Genomic DNA, 23346 nt, shown 5'->3' with positions numbered 1-23346 from the left:
GTCGATGGCCACGCAAAGTGAAGAAAATGTCATCGAAAGACATTATCCGGCATAATGACATGCCGGATATTGGACCGGGACTGCGCACGCGATCACGGGTTGTTGGATGACGACTCTGTCATCTTTCGCGTCGGAGCCCGACAGGAGGCGCGGATGCCAGGTGGAAGGTCGCCGTCAGGGCCGCGGCATCGCCGCCCATTTCCGGCGCGCGTCCGCCATGGCTGCGGCCTTGGCCTTTTCCTGTACGGGCTGAAGCCGCGCGGCCTTCGTCGTCGCGCCGACGGCCAGATAGGCGGTCGGCAGCGTCGTCGCTTGCGGCCAGTGCGGGGTGCCGCCGCCATTGGGATCGCCGGTACGGGCAAAGCGGACCCAGTAATCGCCCATCAGCTTCGACACCGCCGCGTCGCGGGCGTCCCAGCGGTGCTCGACCGGCTTGGTGCCGAACACATATTCGATCTCGCCGCCGTGATCGGCGCCTGCGGCGGTGGCACGCTGGTCAACCGGGACCTGGTCGAAATAATAGACAAAGGCCCTGTGTCCGGCGGCCGCATGCTGGTCGGCGAGCGCGAAGGAGGGAAGGACGAAACCGGTATCCTCGGCCAGGTCGACCGCGGCCGCCGCGGCGGGCTTGCCGGTCATCGCCACATATCCGTCGAGCAGCGGCTGGAAGTCGGCGCCGAGCAGCGCCTTCGCCGCCGCCTCGGTCATGCCGCCCAGGCTCGATTCGTTCGAGTTGCCACCGATGATGAGGGGAATCGGCAGCTGCGCCTGGCGATAGAAGGGTTCGCCGGGGCTGTGCACCACGACTCTGCCGTCGATGAACGGAAAGGCGCGGCCGTTCTTCACCACGTCCGCGAGCGGGATGGCGCGCAGCTGCTCGGCGGTGGCGTTCGGCAGGCCGAGGCTCGTCGCCCATAGCTGCCCGACCGCCTCTGCGTTGAGCGCGCCGCCACGGATCGGGAACAGCGCGCTGCTGCCCGCCCCCGACTCGGAGATCGCCTTGTGGAACAGCCCCTTGGCGTCGGGCGAGTCCATCAGGATCTGGACGCTGCCGGCACCCGCCGACTCGCCGAAGACGGTGACGTTGGCGGGATCGCCGCCGAACGCCGCGACGTTGCGCTTCACCCACTGGAGCGCCGCGATCTGGTCCATGATCGCGTAATTGCCGAGCCGACCCTCCGGGCTCTCGCGAGTCAGCGCCGGATGCGCGAAGAAGCCGAGCCGACCGAGCCGGTAATTGATGGTGACGATCACGGCCCCACGCGCCGCCAGCGCCTCGCCGTCGTAGAGCGGCACGCCCGCGGCACCGTAGGTGAAGCCGCCGCCATGGATGAACACCATCACCGGATATCGGCCGCTGCGCGCGGGGCGCCAGACGTTGAGGAACAGGCAATCCTCACTCTGCGGACCGACCTGCGCCCAGGGTTCCTTGTGCTCGGGACCCTGCGGGCAGGCGGCGCCGAACCGACTCGCGTCGCGGGTGCCGACCCAGGCGGCGGGCATGGCCGGTGGTCGCCAGCGCAGCGCGCCGACCGGCGGCGCGGCATAGGGGATGCCCTTGAACACCAAGGTCTCGCCCGAGCGCGCGCCCCGCAACGCGCCGGTGTCGATCGTGACCTGCGGTGCCTGGCCGGCGGCGGGACCCGCGATCGTCAGTGCGGCCAGACCGGCGATGCGCAGCGTTCTGCGCAGCATGTGAGACATGCCCATGATCCTCTCCTCGACGCCGGTTTGTCCGGCTCTGCGTGCTTCATGCCACACCGGGATAATACTCACTAGCGATTTAATGAAAGTTGACGTGGGGCCGGATCGGTGTCAGTCATCACCTGGACGCGCCAAAGAGCGCGACATTCAGAGAGGATGATTGATGCGCACGTTCCTGCTGTCGGCGTCGGTGATCGCCGTGATGACCTCCACCGCCGCGTTCGCGCAGGTCGGTCCTGCCGAATCGCCCGCCACCGCCGCCCAGAAGACGCCGCAGTCGTCGCAGAACCCGGTCGACGCGACCGACCCGAATGCGATCCCCGGCGACACCGGCAACGACATCGTCATCACCGCCGAGCGCCGCTCGACCAGCCTGCAGAAGACCGGCGTCGCCGCATCGGTGCTGACCGGCGAGGACCTGATCCGCAAGAGCGTGAACACGGTCGAGCAGCTGCAATTCTCGACCCCGTCGCTGACCGTCAACACGTCGGGCCAGGCGAACAGCTTCAACATCCGCGGCATCGGCAAGACCGAGATTTCCAGCTCGGTCGGCGTCGGCGTCGTCACCTATCGCGACGGCGTGCCGGTCTTCCCCGGCTATTTCCAGAGCGAGCCCTATTACGACATCCAGTCGGTCGAGGTGCTGCGCGGGCCGCAGGGCACTTTCGCCGGCGGTAACGCGACGGGCGGCGCGGTGTTCATCACCGAGACCAACCCGACCCTGGACCGGGTGAAGGGCTTCGCCACCGCGCAGTACGGCAACTACAACCAGCTGAAGGCGCAAGGCGCGGTCAACCTGCCGCTCAGCGACACGCTGGCGATCCGCCTCGCCACCAATCTGGAGAAGCGCGACAGCTTCTTCACCGTGACGGGGCCGTGGACCGGCAATCCCGGTAACCTGAATTCGATCAGCGGCCGCGCCAGCCTGCTCTGGCAGCCGGACAGCCACCTGCGCCTGCTGGTGAAGGGCGATTACAACAAGATCAACATGGGCGGTTTCCCCAACACGCCCGCCTATTTCGGCAGCGCCAATGCGCCGACGCTGAACACCAGCGATCCGTTCAACGTCACCAGCAACGCGTATCTGACCGGCCAGGACGAGTTCGGCCGCATCTCCGCGAACCTGAGCTACACGTTCGACAGCGGGCTGATGATCCGCTCGATCAGCGCGTTCCAGAAGGGCACGCTGCAGGAGACGCTGGACGCCGACGGCACCAGCACCGGCCGCGACACGTTCCAGGACTTCGCCAACGAGCATATCTGGTCGCAGGAGGTGAACATCATCTCCCCCGACACCGGCCGGTTCACCTGGCTGGTCGGCGGCTTCTACCAGTATGACAAGTACGAGTTCCCGGTTGGCAACGGCTATGTCGCGCTGTCGCCGACCGGCGTCGTCCGCTCGCTGCGGATCGAGGGCACCAATCCGCACACCGCCACCGCGGTGTTCGGCCAGATCGGCTACAAGCTGACCGACGCGCTGCAAGTGACGCTGGGCGGGCGCTGGTCGCGCACCACGTCGCGCAACGACGTCAACTATCCGATCGAGCTGGCGCTGGGCGGGCCGACCACGTTCAAGACCGTGCTGGTCCAGAACGACTTCACCGCCAACAAGAACGTCGACGCCAAGCTGGCGCTGAACTGGACGCTGAACCCCGACCATTTCCTCTACGCGTTCGTCGCGACCGGGACCAAGGCGGGCGGGCTGAACGGCGCCAACCTGTTCGGCGTGACGCCGCGCGGCTTCGTCCCCGAGAAGGTCACCGATTACGAGATCGGCTGGAAGGGCACGCTGATGAACGGCCACCTGCGCACGCAGCTGGGCGGCTATTACAATACCTACAAGAATTTCCAGGTGACGATCGTCGACCCGAACACGCCCAACTTCAACTCGATCTTCAACGTGCCGGAGCCGACCAAGCTCTACGGCGTCGAGGCGTCGGCGCAGGGGTCGTTCGGCCAGTTCCTGTTCGACTTCTCGACCTCGGTCTCGCACTCGGAGCTGGGCCAGTTCTTCGCCTTCGATCCGCGCCGCGCGCATACCGGCGCATGCAACCCGGTGAGCGGCCCGGCGACCACCACCGGCTGCGTCGACCTGGGCGGCCGGCGCCAGACCTATGCGCCGAAGTTCACGCTGAGTGCGGGTGCGCAGTACGCGATCCCGGTCGCCGACGGCATGACGCTGACCCCGCGGCTCGATTACGCGCACATCGCCGGGGTCTGGGCGGCCCTGTTCCAGCAGCGCCAGCTGGGCGACTATCTGGTCCCGCGCAACATCTTCAACGCGCAGCTGACGCTCGACAACGGCACCTGGTCGGTCGCCGGGTTCAGCACCAACCTGAGCGACCAGCACTATATCGGCTCGCTGAACGGCATCCGTCGCCAGGCGGGCGCGCCGCGCCAGTATGGCATCCGCGTCAGCACCAAGTTCTGATCGGGCGCCGGGCGCGGGACTTTCCCCCCGCGCCCGGCCGGACGCCATCGTCACGGGCCATCGTCTCAGGCCCCGTTTCAGGCCCCGTTTCAGGCCATCGTCTCAGGAGCGTGTCATGACATCGGCCACGCCAGCCGCACCGCCAGCCGCCGCCCCCCGGAGTGATCGATACGCCTGGCTCGTGCTCGGCATATTGTGCTTCGTCTATGTGCTGAACTTCCTCGACCGGCAGCTGCTGTCGATCCTCGCCAAGCCGATCCAGGACGATCTGGGCATCACCGACGGTCAGCTCGGGCGGCTGGGTGGTCTCTACTTCGCGCTGTTCTACTGCATCCTCGGCGTGCCGGTGGCGTGGCTGGCGGATCGCGGCAACCGCACCCGCGTGCTGACGATCGCCTGCGCGCTGTGGAGCGCGGCGACGATCGCGTGCGGGCTGTCGGCCAATTACGGCCAGCTCGCCGCGGCGCGGATGAGCGTGGGGATCGGCGAGGCGGGCGGCGTGCCGCCCTCCTATTCGATCATCTCCGACTATTTCCCACCGCACAGGCGCGGCCGGGCACTGGCGCTGTTCAACCTGGGTCCCCCGCTTGGCCAGGCGCTGGGCGTGGCGTTCGGGGCGAAGATCGCCGCGGCGTATGACTGGCGGCTCGCCTTCATCCTGCTGGGTGCGGCCGGGCTGATCGCGGCGGTCGGCGTGTGGGCGTTCGTCCGCGAGCCGCGGCGCGGTGCCACCGATACGCAGCCGGTCGCGGCCGACATGGCAGGCGAGGCGGTCAGCTTCTGGATGACGGTGAAGACGTTCTTCGCGACGCCGACGCTGCTGCTGGTCGCGCTGGCGGCCGGCGCGACCCAGTTCGTCACCTATGCGACGCTCGGCTTCACCACGCTGTTCCTGATGCGCGAGAAGGCCATGACGCTCGACCAGGTCGCGATCTGGTACGCGCTGGTGCTGGCGATCGGGGTGAGTTCGGGCATCTACCTGTCGGGCCGGCTGATCGACCGGTACGCGGCGCGGCGTCCGCAGGTCTATGGCACCATTCCCGCCTATGCGCTGCTGCTCGCGGTGCCGTTCTTCATCGGCTTCGTCGCCGCGCCCGGCTGGCCGCTCGCGATGACGTTCCTGATCGTCCCGACCTTCCTCAATTACTTCTACCTGACCCCGGCGGTGACGCTGGTCCAGAACTCGGTCGCGCCGCGGCAGCGGACGCTGGCGGGGGCGGTGCTGCTCCTCATCATGAACCTGATCGGGTTGGGCCTCGGGCCAACCTGGCTCGGCGCGGCGAGCGACTGGTTCAGGGCGAGCCATCCCGACCACTCGCTGCAATATGCCTTCTACACGCTCGTCCCCTTCTACCTCATCGCCGCCGCCCTCCACCTCGCGGTCGCCCGCACGGTGAAGCGCGCCCACGGAGTCCAGTCATGAAGATGCTCGCTTCGATCCTCGCCGCCGCGCTGTCGGTCGCGGCAGCACCCACGCCGCCGACCGTGACGATCGCGCAGGGGCAGCTCGCCGGTACGACCCTTGCCGACGGCACGCGGGTGTTCCGCGGCATCCCCTATGCGGTGCCGCCGGTCGGCGACCTGCGCTGGAAGCCTCCCGTCGCCGCCGGCGGCTGGCAGGGCGTGCGCGACGCGACGCGGTTCGGCGCGGCGTGCATGCAGCCCAAGTCCAAGCCCGACAGCCTCTATGCCGACGATCCGGCGGCGATGAGCGAGGACTGCCTGTCGCTGAACGTCTGGTCGCCCAAGGGTGCGAAGAAGGCGCCGGTGATCGTGTGGATCCATGGCGGCGCGCTGGTCGCCGGCTATGCCGCCAGCCCGATCTTCGACGCGCAGCACATCGCCGCGAAAGGCGTGGTGGTGGTGTCGGTCCAGTACCGGCTCGGCATCCTCGGCTTCCTCGCCCATCCGGGCCTCAGCGCGGAGTCGCCGCAGCACGCTTCGGGCAATTACGGGCTGCTCGACCAGATCGCGGCGTTGAAATGGGTGAAGGCCAATGTCGCGGCGTTCGGCGGCGATCCCGCCAACGTCACCATCATGGGTGAGAGCGCCGGCGGCCTCAGCGTCATGGACCTGCTCGCCAGCCCGCTCGCCAAGGGCCTCTATACCAAGGCGATCGCGCAGAGCGCGTATATGGTCACCAACCCGGCGCTGAAGAGCGCGGTCTACGGTGCGCCGGCGGCCGAGCAGGTCGGTACGATGGTCGGTCAGGCATTCAAGGCGCCCGATATCGCCGCACTGCGCGCGGTGCCGGCGGCGACGCTGACCGACACCGCGCCGACGCTCGGTTACCTCACCCAGCCGACCATCGACGGCTGGGTACTGACCAAGCAGCTGGTCGACACGTTCGACGCCGGCGAGCAGGCGCATGTGCCGCTGCTCGCCGGGTTCAACGCGGGCGAGATCCGCTCGCTGCGCCGGCTCGCGCCGCCGATCCCGACCGATGCCGCCGCCTACGAGAAGGCGATCCGCGCCAATTACGGCAACCTCGCCGATGCCTTCCTGAAGCTCTACCCCGGCACCGACGTCGAGGAGAGCGTGCTCGCCGCGACCCGCGACGGCATCTATGGCTGGACTGCCGAGCGGCTGGCCGAGAAGCAGAGTGCGGCCGGGCAACCCGCCTATCTCTATTATTACCAGCACAGCTATCCGGCGGCCGATGCGCGTGGGCTGAACGCGTTTCATGCCAGCGAAATCCCGTACGTCTTCGGGCTGATCGGCGCAGCCCTGCCGGTCAACTGGCCGGCGCCACCGGTGACCCCGGCCGAACGGGGCCTGTCGGACGCGATGATCGACTATTGGACCACGTTCGCGAAGACCGGCACGCCGCGTGCGGCGGGCCATCCGGCCTGGTCGCCCTATGGCAAGGCGAAGGCGTACATGGCGTTCCGCGACCGCCCCGTGGCGGGCACGAACGTGCTGCCCGGCCACTATGCCTTTAACGAAGAGGTGGTGTGCCGCCGCCGCGCCGCCGATCAGCTATGGTTCGTCAATATCGGCGTCGCCGCGGGCAGCGTGCCCCAGACCCCCTGCGCCGGACCGCAGCGATGACCCCGGGCGCGATGCAGCCCTATGCGCTGACCCTCGACAAGTTCATCGACCATGCCGCCAGGTGGCACGGCACGACCGAGGTGGTGACCGGCGGCGACGGCGGCAGCGCGCGGATCGGCTATGCCGCGCTGCGTGAGCGCGCCAACCGCCTGTCGGGTGCCTTCGCGGCGCTGGGCCTGCGCGCGGGCGACAATCTTGCGACGCTCGCGTGGAACAGTCAGGCGCATATGGAGTGCTGGTACGGCGCGATGGGGACGGGGATCGTCTGCCACACGCTCAACCCCCGCCTCGCGCCCGCGCATCTGGCGGCGATGATCCACCAGGCGCAGAACCGCGTGCTGGCGGTCAGCCCCGGCCTCGCACCGCTGGTCGAGGAACTGGTACAGCTCTGCCCGACGATCGAGCACGTCGTCCTGTTCGACGAACCCGGCGCGCCGTCGCCGGCACCGGTGTCGGACCGGGTGCGTGTCTGGCAGCTGGAGGAGCTGCTCGCCGCACATGGCGCGACGGTGCCCTGGGGCGGGTTCGACGAGCATGCGCCGGCCGGGCTTTGCTTCACCTCGGGCACGACCGGCGCGCCCAAGGGCGTGACCTATACCCATCGCTCCAACTATCTCCACACCACCCACCTGCTCGCCGCCGACGTGATCGGCATCACGGCGCAGGACGCGGTGCTGGTCGCGGTGCCGATGTTCCACGCCAATGGCTGGGGCTTCGCCTTCGCGGGACCGGCGGCGGGGGCCAAGCTGGTGCTGCCCGGACGCAACCAGGACGGTGCCAGCCTGGCGCGCCTCATCAACGAGGAGGGAGTGACCGTCGCCGCCGGCGTCGCGACCGTGTGGCTGGGGCTGGTCGATCACCTGGAGCGGACCGGCGGCACCGTCCCGTCGCTCCAGCGCGTGCTGCTCGGCGGATCGTCGGTGCCGCAGGCGCTGATGGACCGGCTCGAGGCGCGGCTGGGCGTCACCGTCCAGACCAGCTGGGGCATGACCGAGCTGTCGCCGCTCGGCACGATCACGCCCGCGATCGCGCCGATCCGCGCGTCGAACAAGTCGGGTCGGCCGCCGATCGGCGTCGACCTGCGCCTGACCGATGCGGACGGTGTGCCGCTGCCCGACCAGCGCGATGGCGAGGGGCATCTGTGGGTCAAGGGGGCGAGCACGGTCGCGCGCTATTTCGGGCAGGAGGCGGACGCGACCGATGCCGAGGGCTGGTTCGACACCGGCGACCTGGCGCGGATCGACGGCGAGGGTAACCTCAGCATCACCGGCCGCGCCAAGGATCTCATCAAGTCGGGCGGCGAGTGGATCAATCCCGGCGAGATCGAGGCGATCGTGGGAGCCCTGCCAGAGGTCGCGCTGGTCGCGGTCGTCGGCCGCGCGCATCCGCGCTGGGGCGAGCGCCCCGTGCTGGTCGTCGAGGAGCGACAGGGCGCCGACCTGCCCGACGAGAAGCTGCTCGATGCGCTGCGCGGCCGGATCGCCAGCTGGTGGCTGCCCGACGCGATCGTCCGCGTGCCCGCCATGCCGCTGGCGCTGACCGGCAAGATCGACAAGATGCGCCTGCGGGCCGAGCATGGCTGAGAGTCCGTCCGACAATGCGCCGGGGGCGCACTTGGCACCGCTTCGAAGCTCGCCCTTTCGCGGGTGTTCAAATGGCCGCTGACGCGTCGGCCCGGCCCGGTCTTGCCCGCTCCCCCGCACGGGCGCAGAGGAGCGGCATGACCGACGCGCCGATCCGACCCAAGCGCCGCCCCAAGACCAAGGCCGACCAGCGCGCGGCGACGATGACGCAGATCTTCGACGCCGCCGAGGAGTTGTTCGCCAAGCACGGCCTCTATGGCGTCACGCTGAAGGAGGTGGCGCAACGGGTCGGCGTCCACCAGTCGCTGCTCCACTATTATTTCAAGGACAAGAAGGAGCTGTTCGACGCGGTGATCGCCCGTCGTGCGCCGGTCACGATCGAGCGGCGGATGGCGACGCTCGACGCCTATGAGCGCGAGGCGGCGGGCAAGCCGACCGTCGAGGGGGCGCTCCACGCCTATCTCGATGCCGACCTCGACCTTTATGGCAATGGCGATATCGGCTGGCGCAACTTCGGCATGCTCGGCGCGCAGATGAGCAACACCGCCGAATGGGGTGCCGAGCTGATGGACACGCACTTCGATGCGGTCGTGCTGCGCCTGATCCAGATCCTGAAACAGGCGCTGCCCGCGTGTTCGGAGGAGGACCTGTTCTGGGGATACCACTTCGTCACCGGCGGGCTGATGCTGTCGCTGGGGCGGACCGGGCGCATCGACAAGCTGTCCGGCGGGCTGTGCCGGTCGGAGGATTTCGAGGCGATCAAGTCGCGCATGGCGCGGTTCATGGCGGCCGGCTTCATCGCCACCTGCGCCGCGCGGAGCTGACCGCCCCTATCACGACCGTTGTCGTTCTTGTCGCCGCGTGCGAGATGCGGGCGCGAGGGGCGGTTGTTGAACCGTCGTAACGCGTTGGAACGGCTGCGAACGATGGCGACATCCGAGATCATCTCGACGGGCAACCAGGGGCTCGACACGATCCTGCGCGGCGGCCTTCCCGCAAACCGGCTCTACCTGCTCGAAGGCGCACCCGGATCGGGAAAGACGACGCTGGCGCTCCAGTTCCTGCGCGCCGGCGTGCAGCGCGGCGAGAAGGCGCTCTACATCACCCTGTCCGAAACCCGCGAGGAGCTGGACGTCGTCGCCGCCTCGCACGGCTGGGATCTGAACGAGTTCGACGTGTTCGAACTCAACTCCGCCGACGGCGTGCTGGGCGAGGGGCGCGAACAGTCGATCCTCCACCCCTGGGAAATGGAGCTGAGCGGCACGATCAAGCTGATCCAGCAGGAGGTCGAGCGCGTGCAGCCGTGCCGCGTCGTGTTCGACAGCCTGTCCGAGATGCGGCTGCTGGCGCAGGACCCTCTGCGCTACCGCCGCCAGGTCCTGGCGCTGAAACAGTTCTTCGCGGGGCGCCGGACCACCGTGCTGCTGGTCGACGACCTGACCGGCGCGCGCGACGCGGGCGGCGACACGCACCTGCACAGCCTGTGCCATGGCGTCATCACGCTGGAGCGGCTGACGCTCGATTTCGGCGCCGCGCGCCGGCGTTTGCAGGTGCAGAAGCTGCGCGGCATCGACTTCGTCGCGGGCTATCACGATTTCGCGATCCGGCGGGGCGGGCTGGACATCTATCCGCGGCTGATCGCCGCCGATCATCACGCCAGCTTCGTCGGCGATCCGGTGCCGAGCGGCGTCACGGCGCTCGACTCGCTGCTGAACGGCGGGCCGCTGCGGGGCACCAGCACGCTCCTCACCGGCCCGGCGGGCACCGGCAAGACGACGATCGCGCTGCAATATCTCCACGCCGCATGCGAGCGGGGCGAGTGCGCGACGATCTATGAGTTCGACGAGCGGATCGGCACGCTGGTCGCACGCGCGCGCGCGTTCAACCTGGACCTGCAAAAGCACCTCGACAGCGGCTGCCTGTCGATCCAGCAGGTCGACCCCGCCGAGCTGTCGCCCGGCGAGTTCGCCGCACGCGTTCGCCGCGAGGTGGAGGAGCGGGGCATACGCATGCTCGCGATCGACAGCCTGAACGGCTATCTGGCGGCGATGCCGCAGGAGCAGCAGCTGATCCTGCAGATCCACGAGCTGCTGTCGTACCTGAGCCAGAAGGGCGTGGTCACCTTCCTCATCAATCCGCAGCAGGGGCTGCTGGGGACGATGGCGACCAACCTCAACGTCTCGTACGTCGCCGATGCGGTGGTGATGCTCCGCTTCTTCGAGGCGGACGGGCGGCTGCGCAAGGCGATCTCGGTGCTGAAGAACCGCGCCGGCCAGCATGAGGATGCGATCCGCGAACTGCGCATCGACACGCACGGCGTGCGGGTCGGCGATCCGCTGGTGGCGTTCCGCGGCGTGCTGACCGGCACGCCCGAGTATAGCGGCGCGCGCAGCCCGCTGATGGAGGACCGCTGAACCTTGGGCCATCGGACGGCATCCGAGGGGAGCAGGGTCCTGATCGCGGCACCGTTCGGCCGCGACGCCGAAAGCGTGCGCGACCTGCTGGCGGGGCAGGGCTATGACGCGCGCGTCTGTGCCGATCTGACGGCGGTCGTGGCGGCGCTGGACGAGCAGGTCGGCGTCGTGGTGATGACCGAGGAGGCGCTGGCGGGGGACAAGGCGGTGCTCCAGGCCGCGCTCGACGCGCAGCCGGCCTGGTCGGACGTGCCGTTCGTGCTGCTGGCGGCGCGTCGGACCGGGCATCCGCTGGCCATCGAGCGCGCGCGGGTCGCGCTAATCGAGCCGTTCACCAACGCGATCGTCCTGGAACGGCCGATCGGATCGGCCTCGCTGACCAGCTCGATCGCCTCGGCGATGCGCTCGCGCCAGAAGCAGTTCGAGGCGCGTGACCAGCTGCTCAACATCGAGGCGGCGCGGCGCGCCACTGCCGCGAGCGAGGCGGAGCTGCGGCTGGTCGCCGATTCGCTGCCGGTGCTGATCGGCTTCATCGATCGCGACCTGCGCTACCGCTTCGCCAACAAGGCGTATGAGGACTGGATGTACCGGTCACCGCAGGAGGTGCTGGGCCGGACCGTGCGCGAGATCGTCGGCGACCAGGGGTTCGCGCTGCGCGAGGACGCGATGCGCCGCGCGCTGGCGGGCACGCCGGTGTCGCTGGCGCTGTCGTGGCCGCACCGCGACGGGCGCCGGCGCGAGGCCGAGATCCGCTATCTGCCCCGCCGCGACGCCGACGGGACAGTCGACGGCTTCTACATCTTCGCGCTCGACGTCACGATGCAGCGCGAGGCCGAGGAGGAGCTGGAGCGCCGCGTCGCCGAGCGGACGGTGGCACTGGAGCTGGAGATGGAGCGCCGGGCCAGCGCCGAGACGGCGCTGCGCCAGAGCCAGAAGATGGAGGCGGTGGGCCAGCTGACCGGCGGTATCGCCCATGACTTCAACAATATGCTCACCGGCGTGATCGGCGCGATGGACATCATGCGCCGCCGGCTCGCCGATGGCCGAACCGACGATCTGAACCGGTTCATGGACGCAGCGACCCAGTCGGCCCAGCGCGCGGCGGCGCTGACCGCGCGGCTGCTCGCCTTCTCGCGGCGGCAGTCGCTCGACATCCGCGCGACCGATATCGGCGCGCTCCTGACCTCGCTGCAGGACCTGCTGCAACGCTCGGTGCGCGAGGATATCGTGCTGCGCGTCGTGCAGGGTACGGATCTGCCAAAGGCGACGACGGACGCCAACCAGCTGGAAAACGCGATCCTCAACCTGGTCATTAACGCGCGCGACGCGATGCCCGAAGGTGGCACGCTGACGGTGGAAACCAGCGTCGTCGTGCTCGACGAGGCTTATGTCGCGACGCGGGGCGACGCCGCACCCGGTCGCTATGTGATGGTCGCGGTGTCCGACACCGGCGTCGGCATCGCGCCCGACGTGCTGGAGCGAATCTTCGAGCCGTTCTTCTCGACCAAGCCGATGGGCGAGGGCACCGGCCTTGGCCTGTCGATGGTCTATGGCTTTGCGCGCCAGTCGGGCGGGCAGGTGCGCGTTCACAGCCAGGTCGGGCAGGGCACATCGGTCAAGCTGTTCCTGCCGGTCGCTGCCGACGACGAGCAGGGCGCCAATCCGCCCGAAGCGCCCGCGGCGATCGAGGGGCGCGGCGAGACCGTGCTGCTGGTCGAGGACGACAGCTCGGTCCGGCTGCTGGTGCGGGCCGTGCTGGAGGAGCTGCGTTACCGGATCATCGAGGCGGGCGATGCGGGCGAGGCGGTGCCGGTGCTGGCATCGGACCGCCATATCGACCTGATGATCTCCGACGTCGGACTGCCGGGCATGAACGGCCGTCAGCTCGCGGAAATCGCCCGCCGCCACCGGCCCGACCTGCCGATCCTGTTCGTCACCGGCTATGCCGAGAATGCGGCGATCCGGTCGGGCTTTCTCGGTACCAATATGAGCATGATTACCAAGCCCTTCACGATCGACACGCTGTCCGCGAAGATCGCCGAGATGATGCCGGCGGATCGCGGCTGATGGACGACCGCACCATGGTGGCGCTCCGCGAGAGCGAGGTGCAGCTGCGTTTCCTGAGCGAGCTGGACGGCGCGCTGCAGACGGCGCGCGATGCGCCGACGGCGATGCGGGCGGCGGCCGAGCTGCTGGCACGCCAGTTGGACGCGTCGCGCTGCGCCTATGCCGATCTCGACGCGGACAATGACCGCTTCGTCATCCGCGACGACTATACCGCGCCCGGGGTGGCGAGTTCGGCCGGCGTCTACAGCCTGGACCTGTTCGGTTCGCGTGCCGCGGCCGATATGCGCGCCGGGCGGACGCTGGTGGTGCGCGACGTCTCGCGCGAGCTGTTGCCGGCGGACGGGCGCGACATGTTCCTGTCGATCGGCATCGCCGCGATCATCTGCTGCCCGCTGCTGAAGGACGGGCGGCTGGTCGCCATGATGGCGGTGCATCAGGACGGCGCGCGCGACTGGCACGATCACGAGATCCGGCTGGTCGCCGCCGTCGTCGCGCGGTGCTGGGCGCATGTCCAGCGGATCGGCGCGGAGGCGCGCCTGTCGGAGAGCGAGGCGCGCTACCGCACCCTGTTCGAGGCGGTCGATGTCGGCTTCTGCGTGGTCGAGATGCGCTTCGACGCGGACGGCCGTCCGGTCGATTACCGGTTCGAAGAGGTCAACCCCGCATTTCAGCGCCAGACCGGGCTGGCCGACGCGGTCGGCCACTGGGCGAGCGAGCTGGTGCCCGGCCTCGAGCAGCACTGGTACGACATGTACGGCGCGGTCGTGCGCACCGGCGAGCCGGTGCGGTTCGAGAACGGGTCGGCGCAGATGGCCCGCTGGTTTGACGTCCACGCCTTTCGCACCGGGCCCGCCGGGCGCCGCCGCGTCGCCATCCTGTTCAACGACATCAGCGCGCGCAAGGCGGCCGAGGACCGGTTGCGCGAGTTGAACGAGACGCTGGAACGACAGGTGGCGGCGCGCACCGACGAGCTGCGCCGCTTCCACGACATCGTCGAGGCGACCGTGTCGCCGATCTGCGCGTTCGACCACGACTTCCGGCTGATCGCGTTCAACAAGGCGCACAACGACGAGTTCCGGCGCGTCAACGGGTTCGAAACCCGGCTGGGCGACCGATTTCCCGACCTGTTCATTCCCGAGCAGCGCGACATCATCCGCGGCTTCATGGCCCGCGCGCTCGCCGGCGAGACCTTCACCGTCACCGAGACGTTCGGCCGCGTCGAGTTCGGCCAGCCCTGCTGGGAAATTCGGTACACGCCGCTGCGCGACGATGCTGGCCGGATCATCGGTGCGTTCCACCTTGCCGACGATATCTCGGCCCGGCTGAACGCCGAAGCCGAGCTGATGAGCGCGCAGGAAGCGTTGCGCCAGAGCCAGAAGATGGAGGCGATGGGCAGCCTGACCGGCGGTGTCGCGCACGACTTCAACAACCTGCTGACCCCGATCGTCGGCAGCCTCGACCTGCTTCAGCGCAAGGGCGTGGGCGGCGAGCGCGAGCAGCGGCTGATCGCGGGCGCGATCCAGTCGGCCGAGCGCGCCAAGACGCTGGTCCAGCGCCTCCTCGCCTTCGCGCGGCGCCAGCCGCTCCAGCCCCGTCCGGTCAATGTCGGCACGCTGGTGACCGAGATGGCCGACCTGGTGTCCAGCACCTCCGGCCCGCAGACGCGGGTCGCGATCGACGTCGCCGACGACCTGCCGGCCGCGATCGCCGACCAGAACCAGCTGGAAATGGCGATCCTGAACCTGAGCGTGAACGCCCGCGACGCGATGCCCGATGGCGGGCGGCTCAACATCGCGGCGCGTGCGGTCGACCTGGCCAAGGGGCACCGCTCGGGCTTGAAGCCCGGGCGCTACGTCCACCTGTCGGTGGCCGACACCGGTCAGGGCATGGATGCCGAGACGCTGCAGCGCGCGATCGAGCCGTTCTTCTCGACCAAGGGCATCGGCAAGGGTACCGGCCTAGGCCTGTCGATGGTCCACGGCCTCGCCGCGCAGCTGGGCGGCGCGCTGGCGATCGACAGCCGGCCGGGGCTCGGCACCAATGTCGAGCTGTGGCTGCCCGCGACGGACCAGGACGCACCCGACCCGGTGCGCGCCGACGAGCCGGAGGAGCGCGCCGGCGTCGGCCGCGCGCTGGTCGTCGACGACGAGGAGATCGTCCGGGCCAGCACCGCCGACATGCTGGTCGAGCTGGGCTATCAGGTGATCGAGGCGGGATCGGCCGAGGAGGCGCTGCGCCTGGTCGATGGCGGGCTGACGCCGGACCTGCTCGTCACCGACCATCTGATGCCGGGGATGAACGGCACCGAACTGGCGCGCGAGCTGCTCCGCCGCCTGCCGGGCACGCGCACGCTGATCGTCTCGGGCTATGCCGCCGTCGAGGGCGTGGCGCCGGACCTGCCGCGCCTCGTCAAGCCGTTCCGCCAGACCGACCTTGCCGCCCGCCTGGCCGATCCGGTCGGATCCTAGAGTGTGATCCACCGAAACTGAAGCACTTCCCCGGCCTCCGCCGGGGAGGCCAAGTGGCTGGTTCAATCCGAGAGGATCACACTCTAACCGCCGCGCCGGTGGCGCGACAGCAGCTCCCACAGCGCTTCATTGTCGACCACCCAGCTATGTCCGCCGCCGACGGTGATCCGCGCCACCACTTCGGTTCCCTGCCGGCAGTCGGCGTAGCGTTCCTCATAGACGCTGCGCGAAACCCGGCGGGTTGTCGGGGAGGCGGTGCAGCCGTTCAGCTGCGCCCAGCGTTGCTCCGCGGCGTGCATCGGATATTGCCAATATCCCGCGCCGCCGCCGCCGACCGGGTTGGTCCTGTCGGCGTCGCCGGCAAAGGCGATCACCGTGACCGGTGTCTTCGGACGGCAGGTACGGGGATCGGGACGCTGCGGGTCTCCGGCCAGCGGGTTGCCGGCGCGTAGCCCGACCACCGGCGCGATCGCGGCGAACCGGTCGGGGGCGACGCAGCCGAGCCACGACGTCATCCGCCCGCCGCCCGACAGGCCGGTGACATAGACCTGCGCCGCGTCGGCACAGCCCGCCGCGACCAGCCGGTCGACCATCCCGGTAAGATGGGCGACATCGTCGCGCGCGTCGGGGCCGGGTACCTTGCCCTCGACCGTCGGTACGCCGGGAATGTTCCAGACGAAGCCGCCGCCCGCCCGGATGCCGCCGTCCGGATAGGCGATCAGGAAATTATGCCGGTCCGCCGTCGCGGCCAGCCCGGAGTCGCGGAGCATCGCCGCGCCGGTCGCCGTGCTGCCGTGGAGCAGGATGACGAGCGGCAGCGCGCGGTCCCCCTGCCACCCGGCCGGGGCGCGGACATCGGCGGGCAGGGTGCAGCGCTGCGCCGTGGCCCGTCCCGCCACCAGCAGGGCGAACGCGGAGGCGAGCAGTATCGGCAGGCGGGAGCATGACACGGTCTTCATCGGCCGCTGGTGCGCGGTGCAGCCGCGGCGGTCAAGCGCGTCGACAGGGGTCGCTTTCCTGGAAACAGCTGATAACGTTGCGCTATCCCGATCGAAAGTTGCTCCCGATGATCCGTTTGTTTCTCGTATCTGCCCTGCTCGCCTCGACCGCCGTGTCCGCCGTGGCGCAGGTACCTGCCGGTAATTCCGCGCCGCAGCCGGTGCCGATCGTCGACACCATCCCGGCGCCGCGCGACGTGCCCTGGCCGGGCGGCACCATCCTGCTCGACGTCGATGCGACCGATACCGAGCGCGGCATCTTCCGGGTCAAGGAGACGATTCCGGTCGCCGGCGGCGGGCATCTGGTGCTGCTGTTTCCCAAATGGCTGCCGGGCAGCCACTCGCCGACCGGGCAGATCGACAAGCTCGCCGGGCTGGTGATCCGCGCCGGCGGGCAGGTGGTGCCATGGACGCGCGACACGGTCGACGTCTTCGCCTTCCACCTCGACGTGCCGGAGGGCGCACGCCAGCTCGACGTGCAGTTCCAGTTCCTGTCGGCGACCAAGAGCGACCAGGGCCGGGTTGCGATGACGCCGAACCTCATCAGCCTGCAGCCCAATTCGGTCAGCCTCTATCCCGCCGGCTATTTCACCCGGCAGATTCCGATCCGGATGACCGCGCATTTTCCGCAAGGGTTCACCGCGGCGGGCGCGATCCCGGCGACCGCGACCGGATCGACCTATGCCTATGGCGAGACCAACTACGAGATCCTGGTCGACTCGCCGGTGCTGGCGGGGCGGTACGGCAAGGTCTGGTCGCTCAGCCCGCGCGTCAACCTGAACGTCTTCGCCGACAAGCCCGAGATGCTGGCCGCCAGCGACGAGCAGATCGCCGCCCATCGCCGGCTGGTCGACCAGGCGGTGAAGACCTTCGGCGCGCAGCATTACGACCGCTACGAATTCCTGCTGTCGCTGTCCGATCAGCTGGGTGGCATCGGGCTGGAACATCATCGCAGTTCGGAGAACGGCTCGCGCACCGGATACTTCACCGAATGGGCGCAGAACGCGCCAGCCCGCAACTTGCTGCCACACGAGTTCACCCACAGCTGGGATGGCAAGTTCCGCCGCGGCGCGGAGCTGTGGACACCCGACTATCGCACGCCGATGCAGGGCGCGTCGCTGTGGGTGTATGAGGGGCAGACCCAGTTCTGGGGCTATGTCCTTCAGGCGCGGTCGGGTCTGGTGTCGAAGCAGGAGACGCTCGACGGCTATGCCTCGATCCTCGGCACCTACGACACCGCGCCCGCGCGCCAGTGGCGGCCGCTGATCGATACCACCAACGATCCGATCATCTCGCAGCGTCGGCCCAAGGGCTGGACCAGCTGGCAGCGGTCTGAGGATTATTACAACGAAGGGCTGATGGTGTGGATGGAGGTTGACGCGATCCTCCGCCAGCAGTCGCGCGGGCGGAAATCGATCGACGACTTCGCCCGTGCCTTCTTCGGCATCCGCGACGGCGACTGGGGCGAGGTGACCTATACCTTCGACGACGTCGCCCGGACGCTGAACCGCATCGTCCCCTATGACTGGGCGGCCTTCCTGAAGACGCGACTGACCGAGACGGGGCAGCCGGCGCCGCTGAAGGGATTCGAGATGAACGGGTACAAGCTGGTCTACGGCCCCGAACAGTCCGACTTCCTGAAGCAGAACGAGAAGACGCGGAAGAATATGGACCTCAGCTACTCGCTGGGGCTGGTGATCGGCGAGGGCGGCGCGGTGACCGCGACCATCTGGGATTCGCCGGCGTTCAAGGCGGCGATCGACGTCGGCACGCAGATCCAGGCGGTGAACGACGAGGCATACAGCAACGACGCGCTGAAGGCGGCGATCGTCGCGGCCAAGGACGGCAAGGACCCGATCCGCCTGCTGGTGAAGAACGGCGAGCGGCTGCGCACCGTGTCGATCAATTACCATGGCGGCCCGCGCTATCCGAAGCTGGTGAAGACCGGCACCGGCCAGACTGGGCTCGACCGGCTGCTCGCGCCGCGTTGAGGGAGACTACGTAATTGACTGCCTAGGCAATCATTGCCAAGGCAATGATATGGTCCGCTACAGCGACACCGGGTATTCGCCCGACCGATCGATCGGCTATCTGGTGCGCCGCGCCCATCTGCTGGGCAGCAGCGCGCTGGAGCCGATGTTCGCGTCGGAGGGGCTGACCGGCATGCAATGGTCGGCGCTGGTGCTCATCTGGTTCAAGCCGGGTGCCACCGCCGCCGATCTCGCCCGCGAGTTGGGACACGACAAGGGCGCGATGACGCGGCTGGTCGACCAGCTGGCCGAGCGCGGATGGATCACGCGCGAGCGGGTTCCCGAAGATCGGCGCTGCATCAACCTGTCGGTGACCGAGACGGGCGCGGCGGTGGCGCTGCGCTGCAAGCATCGCGTCGTCGCCTGCTGGAACGACTGGCTTTCCGACTGGCCGGAGGCCGAGGTCGAAACGCTGATCGTGCTGCTCCAGAAGCTGCGCGCCACCCTGACCGATGCGGAGGGCCCATGCGCCTGACCCCTTACCTGATCCTCGGCCCGCTGCTGCTCGCCGGCTGTGCGGCACCGGCGACGCATCAGGCGGTGGCGCCGGTCGCGCCCGCCGCGCTGGGCCTGACCGGCACCGCGCCCGCCATCGCCAGCGAATGGTGGCGCAGCTTCGGCGATCCGCAGCTCGACCGGCTGGTCGGCGACGCGGTCGCCGGCAATCCGACGCTCGACGCCGCACTGGCCCGGGTCGGGCAGGCACAAGCGACGCTCGCGGCACGGGGCGCGGACACGGGTCCGAACGCCACCTTCGACGCGCAGGGACAGGTCGCACGGCTGAGCGGCCGCTACACGATTCCGCCGCCCTATGGCGGGACGGTCCGCTTCGTCGGCACGGGCGTCGCCAATCTCGGTTGGAACCTCGACCTGTTCGGACGCCAGCGTGCGGCGATCCGCGGCGCGCGTGCCGGAGCGGAGGCGGCGGCGCTCGATTTGGCGGCGGCGCGGCTGGCGCTGACCGGATCGGTGGTCGCGACCTATCTCGATCTGGCGCGGGCCGAAGCGCAGGCGGCGATCGCGCAGCGCACGATCGCGGCGCGCAGCGACTCGCTGCGACTGGTCGACGTGCGTATCCGCAACCGGCTGGCGAGCCAGCTCGACCGGCAGGCGGCATCGACCCTGTTGTCGCAGGCGCAGCAGGCGCTGGTCCGCGCCCAGGCGGGTGCGACGCTGGCGAAGAACGCGCTGGCGGCGCTGGCCGGTCGCGGGGTCGATTATCCGGCGACGATCCGTCCGACCGCGATACGGCTGGACGGGGCACTGCCGCTGCCCGCCACCGTGCCCGCCGACCTGCTCGGCCGGCGCGCCGACATCGCCGCGGCCCAGGCGCGGATCGCCGCCGCCAGCGAGGGCAAGCAGGTCGCAAGGCTCGCCTGGTATCCCAACGTAAACCTGGCGGCGATGGCCGGGTTGCAGGCGATCGGCGTCGGCAACCTCTTCTCGCTCGATGCCGGCACGGCCGGTGCTGGGCCGGCGCTCAGCCTGCCACTGTTCGACAATGGCCGCAGGCGTGCCGATCTGGCCGGCGCCACCGCCGCGCTCGACCTCGCCACCGCCGACTACAACGACCGCGTCGTCGGCGCGGTGCGCGAGGCGGCGGACGGCATCGCCCAGGTCGCCGCCGTCGCCGCGGAGCGGCAGCGCCAGGCCGAGGTGGTGCGCGGCTATCGCGAAACCGGCCGGCTGAACGCGATCCGCGTGTCGAGCGGGCTCGATAGCCGGCTCGACCTGGTCGACAACGATATCCGCACGCTCGACGCCGAACAGGCCGACGCGAACCTGGCCGTCGATGCCGCGCAGGCGCGCGTGCGGCTGGCGCTGGCGCTTGGCGGTGGCTTCGACGCTTCACAGGATCCTGCCCGATGACCGACACGTCTGCCCCCCCGCCGCCAGCCGCCGCCAGCACCCCGGCGGGCAAGCCGCGCGCGCGGCGCATCGGCCTGATCCTGCTCGCCGTCGCGGTGGTCGCGATCGCGATCGTCTGGGCGGTGTTCCACTTCCTGCTGGCGAGCCCGGAGGAGGAGACCGACGACGCCTATGTCGCGGGCGACGTGGTGGCGATCACCGCGCGCGATCCGGGCACGGTGCTGGCGATCCATGCCGACAACACCCAGACGGTGCGGGCCGGCCAGCCGCTGATCGATCTGGACGCGGCGACGGTGAACGTCGCGCTCGCCTCTGCCGCGGCCGATCTGGCGCGGGCGGTGCGCGCGACCCGGTCGAACTTCTCGGCGGTGGACGAGAGCGGCGCCGCCGTCGCACAGGCGCGCGCGCAGCTCGCCGAGGCGCAGGGTGACCTGCAACGCCGTCGTGGCGCCGCGGCACAGGGCGCAATCTCGGGCGAGGAGCTGAGCCACGCGCAGGATCAGGTCCGCGTCGCGCTCGCCAACCTTCGCCTCGCGCAGAGCCGGCAGACGCAGTCGCGCACCGTCGTGCGCGGCACCACGGTGGAAACCAACCCGGCAGTTCAGGCGGCGATGGCCGCCTATCGCCGCGCTGCGATCACGGTCGGGCACATGCACATCACCGCGCCGGTCGCGGGCGTCGTCGCGCAGCGCACCGTCCAGATCGGCCAGCAGGTCGCGGCCGGCACGCCGCTGATGGCGGTGGTCCCGCTCGAGCGGCTGTGGGTCGACGCCAATTTCCGCGAGACGCAGCTGCGCGACCTGCGCATCGGCCAGCCGGCGACGATCACCAGCGACATCTATGGCGGCGATGTCGTCTATCACGGCCGGGTCGTCGGTCTGGGGGCGGGCAGCGGCAACGCTTTCGCCCTGCTGCCGGCGCAGAACGCGAGCGGCAACTGGATCAAGATAACCCAACGCGTGCCGGTCAGGATCATGCTCGACGCGGGCGAACTGCGCGCCAACCCGCTGCGCGTCGGCCTGTCGGTCGCCGCGACCGTCGACACCAGCAATGTGTCCGGCACCCGGCTGGGCCAGCCGGCGCGCGCCGCCTATGGCCAGCTGCCGACCGCAGCGGGCGATCCGGCGGTCGAGGCGCGCATCCGGCAGATCGTCGCGGCCAACCGCTGATGGCCGGGCCCCCGGCCGCCGCGGGACAGGCGCCGCTGGCGGGCGGCGCGCTGGCGCTGACCGCCTTTGCCCTGGCGCTCGGCACCTTCATGCAGGTGCTGGACGGCACCATCGCCAATGTCTCGCTGCCGACGATCGCCGGCAATCTGGGCGTGTCGAGCGACAATTCGACCTGGATCGTCACGGCCTTCGCCGTTGCCAACGGCGTCGCGGTGCCGCTGACCGGCTGGCTGATGGGCCGCTTCGGCGTGGTGCGGACCTTCTGCACCTCGGTCATCCTGTTCACCATCGCCTCGTTCCTGTGCGGCATCGCGTGGAACCTGCCCTCGCTGATCGCCTTCCGCATCCTTCAGGGCGCGGTATCGGGGCCGATGATCCCCGGCAGCCAGGCGCTGCTGATCGCGATCTTTCCACCGCACAAGCGCGCGACCGCGCTTGGCATCTGGTCGATGACGACGCTGGTCGCGCCGATCATGGGTCCGATCCTGGGCGGCTATATCTCCGACAACTATCACTGGAGCTGGATCTTCCTCATCAACGTGCCGTTCGGCCTGTTCTGCGGCTTCACATGCTGGCGCAGCCTGAAGTCGCGCGAGACGCCGACCCGCAAGTTGCCCATCGACCAGGTCGGGCTGATCCTGCTGGTGGTGTGGGTGGGTGCGCTCCAGATCGTGCTCGACTTGGGCAAGAACGACGACTGGTTCGCCTCCGACCGGATCGTGATCGCGACCGTGATCGCCGCGATCGGCTTTGTCGGCTGGCTGATCTGGGAGCTGACCGACGCCAACCCGGCGGTCAACCTGTCGCTGTTCGGTCGGCGCAACTTCGCGATCGGCACCATCGCCTTCTGCCTGGGTTACGCGGTGTTCTTCGCCAACACGCTGCTGCTGCCGCTCTGGCTGCAGACCCAGATGGGCTATACCGCGACATGGGCGGGGCTGGTCGCGGCACCGTCCGGGGCGGTCGCCGTGGTGCTGACGCCTTTCATCGCGCGGATAAGCGGCAAGGTTGACGCGCGACTGCTGGCAACGATCGCCTTCGCCTCGTTCGGCGTCTCCTATTACCTGCGTTCCGGCTACACGACCTATGCCAGCTTCTACGACCTGATGCTGCCGCTGCTGGTGCAGGGGATCGCGATGAGCACCTTCTTCCTGGCGATGCTGACCATCTCGCTCGACCGCATTCCGCCGGAGCGATTGCCCTCGGCCACCGGCATCTCGAACTTCGCGCGGATCACCGCGGGCAGCTTCGCTGCCTCGATCATCACCACGGCCTGGGATCGGCGTGAGGCGCTGCACCAGAGCCGGCTGTCCGAAGCGGTCGGCAGCGGCATGCCGTACCGCATGGCACAGAACGCGCTGACCCGCATGGGGCTGACCGACGTGCAGGCGGCGGGGGCGATCACCCGGCAGATGGTCGGGCAGGCCTATCTGCTCGCCTCGACCGACCTGTTCCGGCTGTCGGCCTGGCTGTGCCTGGCGATGACGGTGATCGTGTGGTTCACGCGCCGCCCGGCGCCGCCGAGCGGGCCGATCGCGGCGGATTAGGCTCGAATAGCCTCT

The 23346-nt window shown here is 69.4% G+C and carries 15 protein-coding genes; 13 read left to right on the top strand and 2 right to left on the bottom strand.

Features of this window, described 5'->3' with window-relative positions:
* Positions 1-174: 174 nt before the first annotated feature.
* Positions 175-1710, bottom strand: a complete 1536-nt coding sequence (locus Q5H91_RS11010) for a carboxylesterase/lipase family protein (RefSeq protein WP_305173456.1) — start codon at positions 1708-1710, stop codon at positions 175-177.
* 157 nt (positions 1711-1867) lie between these two features.
* Here Q5H91_RS11010 and Q5H91_RS11005 point away from each other — a divergent pair, with 157 nt between their 5' ends.
* The 8 genes from Q5H91_RS11005 to Q5H91_RS10970 all read left to right on the top strand — a co-directional run bounded on the left by Q5H91_RS11005 (position 1868) and on the right by Q5H91_RS10970 (position 15718).
* Positions 1868-4135, top strand: coding sequence for a TonB-dependent receptor (locus tag Q5H91_RS11005; protein ID WP_305173455.1), 2268 nt, complete (start codon positions 1868-1870; stop codon positions 4133-4135).
* 115 nt (positions 4136-4250) lie between these two features.
* Positions 4251-5558 (top strand): spinster family MFS transporter, encoded by a 1308-nt coding sequence (locus tag Q5H91_RS11000; protein ID WP_305173454.1) that lies wholly within the window; start codon positions 4251-4253, stop codon positions 5556-5558.
* Positions 5555-7186, top strand: a complete 1632-nt coding sequence (locus Q5H91_RS10995) for a carboxylesterase/lipase family protein (RefSeq protein ID WP_305173453.1) — start codon at positions 5555-5557, stop codon at positions 7184-7186. The genes Q5H91_RS11000 and Q5H91_RS10995 overlap by 4 nt, the downstream gene beginning before the upstream one ends.
* Positions 7183-8769 carry an AMP-binding protein gene (locus Q5H91_RS10990; RefSeq protein WP_305173452.1) on the top strand — a complete coding sequence of 529 codons (1587 nt, stop codon included), beginning with the start codon at positions 7183-7185 and terminating at the stop codon, positions 8767-8769. The genes Q5H91_RS10995 and Q5H91_RS10990 overlap by 4 nt, the downstream gene beginning before the upstream one ends.
* A gap of 137 nt (positions 8770-8906) precedes the next feature.
* Positions 8907-9593: a TetR/AcrR family transcriptional regulator gene (locus tag Q5H91_RS10985; protein WP_305173451.1), complete on the top strand. Its 687-nt coding sequence runs from the start codon at positions 8907-8909 to the stop codon at positions 9591-9593.
* 102 nt (positions 9594-9695) lie between these two features.
* A complete protein-coding gene (locus tag Q5H91_RS10980; RefSeq protein ID WP_305173450.1) occupies positions 9696-11183 on the top strand; it encodes an ATPase domain-containing protein in 1488 nt (495 codons plus the stop codon).
* 75 nt (positions 11184-11258) lie between these two features.
* Positions 11259-13250 (top strand): PAS domain-containing hybrid sensor histidine kinase/response regulator family protein, encoded by a 1992-nt coding sequence (locus Q5H91_RS10975; RefSeq protein ID WP_305173449.1) that lies wholly within the window; start codon positions 11259-11261, stop codon positions 13248-13250.
* Positions 13250-15718 carry an ATP-binding protein gene (locus tag Q5H91_RS10970; protein WP_305173448.1) on the top strand — a complete coding sequence of 823 codons (2469 nt, stop codon included), beginning with the start codon at positions 13250-13252 and terminating at the stop codon, positions 15716-15718. Before Q5H91_RS10975 ends, Q5H91_RS10970 begins: the two co-directional genes overlap by 1 nt.
* A gap of 83 nt (positions 15719-15801) precedes the next feature.
* Here the strand turns inward: Q5H91_RS10970 and Q5H91_RS10965 are convergent, their stop codons facing one another.
* Positions 15802-16677: a CE1 family esterase gene (locus Q5H91_RS10965; protein ID WP_305173447.1), complete on the bottom strand. Its 876-nt coding sequence runs from the start codon at positions 16675-16677 to the stop codon at positions 15802-15804.
* Between the two features lie 107 nt (positions 16678-16784).
* On the opposite strand from Q5H91_RS10965, the gene Q5H91_RS10960 reads away from it, so the two are divergent.
* From Q5H91_RS10960 to Q5H91_RS10940, 5 genes are read left to right on the top strand one after another with little or no spacing between them, the layout of a single operon-like run.
* Positions 16785-18707 carry a M61 family metallopeptidase gene (locus Q5H91_RS10960; protein WP_305173446.1) on the top strand — a complete coding sequence of 641 codons (1923 nt, stop codon included), beginning with the start codon at positions 16785-16787 and terminating at the stop codon, positions 18705-18707.
* Between the two features lie 49 nt (positions 18708-18756).
* On the top strand, positions 18757-19221 hold the full coding sequence (locus tag Q5H91_RS10955) for a MarR family winged helix-turn-helix transcriptional regulator (protein ID WP_305173445.1): 465 nt from the start codon (positions 18757-18759) through the stop codon (positions 19219-19221).
* Positions 19212-20615, top strand: coding sequence for an efflux transporter outer membrane subunit (locus Q5H91_RS10950; protein ID WP_305173444.1), 1404 nt, complete (start codon positions 19212-19214; stop codon positions 20613-20615). The genes Q5H91_RS10955 and Q5H91_RS10950 overlap by 10 nt, the downstream gene beginning before the upstream one ends.
* A complete protein-coding gene (locus tag Q5H91_RS10945; protein WP_305173443.1) occupies positions 20612-21784 on the top strand; it encodes an HlyD family secretion protein in 1173 nt (390 codons plus the stop codon). Before Q5H91_RS10950 ends, Q5H91_RS10945 begins: the two co-directional genes overlap by 4 nt.
* The gene (locus Q5H91_RS10940; protein ID WP_305173442.1) at positions 21784-23331 is read left to right on the top strand and encodes a DHA2 family efflux MFS transporter permease subunit; all 1548 of its coding nucleotides are present in this window, start codon (positions 21784-21786) and stop codon (positions 23329-23331) included. The genes Q5H91_RS10945 and Q5H91_RS10940 overlap by 1 nt, the downstream gene beginning before the upstream one ends.
* Positions 23332-23346 lie beyond the last annotated feature (15 nt).

It is taken from the genome of Sphingomonas aurea (assembly GCF_030678875.1).
GTDB classification, from domain to species: domain Bacteria; phylum Pseudomonadota; class Alphaproteobacteria; order Sphingomonadales; family Sphingomonadaceae; genus Sphingomonas; species Sphingomonas aurea.
This window is presented reverse-complemented; position numbering and strand designations above follow the sequence as displayed.

Excerpts from the sequence above, each read along its gene's own strand:
- Q5H91_RS11010 (WP_305173456.1), bottom strand. The coding sequence starts at position 1,710 with ATGGGCATGTCTCACATGCTGCGCAGAACGCTGCGCATCGCCGGTCTG.
- Q5H91_RS10995 (WP_305173453.1), top strand. The coding sequence starts at position 5,555 with ATGAAGATGCTCGCTTCGATCCTCGCCGCCGCGCTGTCGGTCGCGGCA.
- Q5H91_RS10965 (WP_305173447.1), bottom strand. The coding sequence starts at position 16,677 with ATGAAGACCGTGTCATGCTCCCGCCTGCCGATACTGCTCGCCTCCGCG.
- Q5H91_RS10985 (WP_305173451.1), top strand. The coding sequence starts at position 8,907 with ATGACCGACGCGCCGATCCGACCCAAGCGCCGCCCCAAGACCAAGGCC.
- Q5H91_RS10980 (WP_305173450.1), top strand. The coding sequence starts at position 9,696 with ATGGCGACATCCGAGATCATCTCGACGGGCAACCAGGGGCTCGACACG.
- Q5H91_RS11005 (WP_305173455.1), top strand. The coding sequence starts at position 1,868 with ATGCGCACGTTCCTGCTGTCGGCGTCGGTGATCGCCGTGATGACCTCC.
- Q5H91_RS10940 (WP_305173442.1), top strand. The coding sequence starts at position 21,784 with ATGGCCGGGCCCCCGGCCGCCGCGGGACAGGCGCCGCTGGCGGGCGGC.
- Q5H91_RS10955 (WP_305173445.1), top strand. The coding sequence starts at position 18,757 with ATGGTCCGCTACAGCGACACCGGGTATTCGCCCGACCGATCGATCGGC.
- Q5H91_RS11000 (WP_305173454.1), top strand. The coding sequence starts at position 4,251 with ATGACATCGGCCACGCCAGCCGCACCGCCAGCCGCCGCCCCCCGGAGT.
- Q5H91_RS10990 (WP_305173452.1), top strand. The coding sequence starts at position 7,183 with ATGACCCCGGGCGCGATGCAGCCCTATGCGCTGACCCTCGACAAGTTC.
- Q5H91_RS10960 (WP_305173446.1), top strand. The coding sequence starts at position 16,785 with ATGATCCGTTTGTTTCTCGTATCTGCCCTGCTCGCCTCGACCGCCGTG.
- Q5H91_RS10945 (WP_305173443.1), top strand. The coding sequence starts at position 20,612 with ATGACCGACACGTCTGCCCCCCCGCCGCCAGCCGCCGCCAGCACCCCG.
- Q5H91_RS10970 (WP_305173448.1), top strand. The coding sequence starts at position 13,250 with ATGGACGACCGCACCATGGTGGCGCTCCGCGAGAGCGAGGTGCAGCTG.
- Q5H91_RS10950 (WP_305173444.1), top strand. The coding sequence starts at position 19,212 with ATGCGCCTGACCCCTTACCTGATCCTCGGCCCGCTGCTGCTCGCCGGC.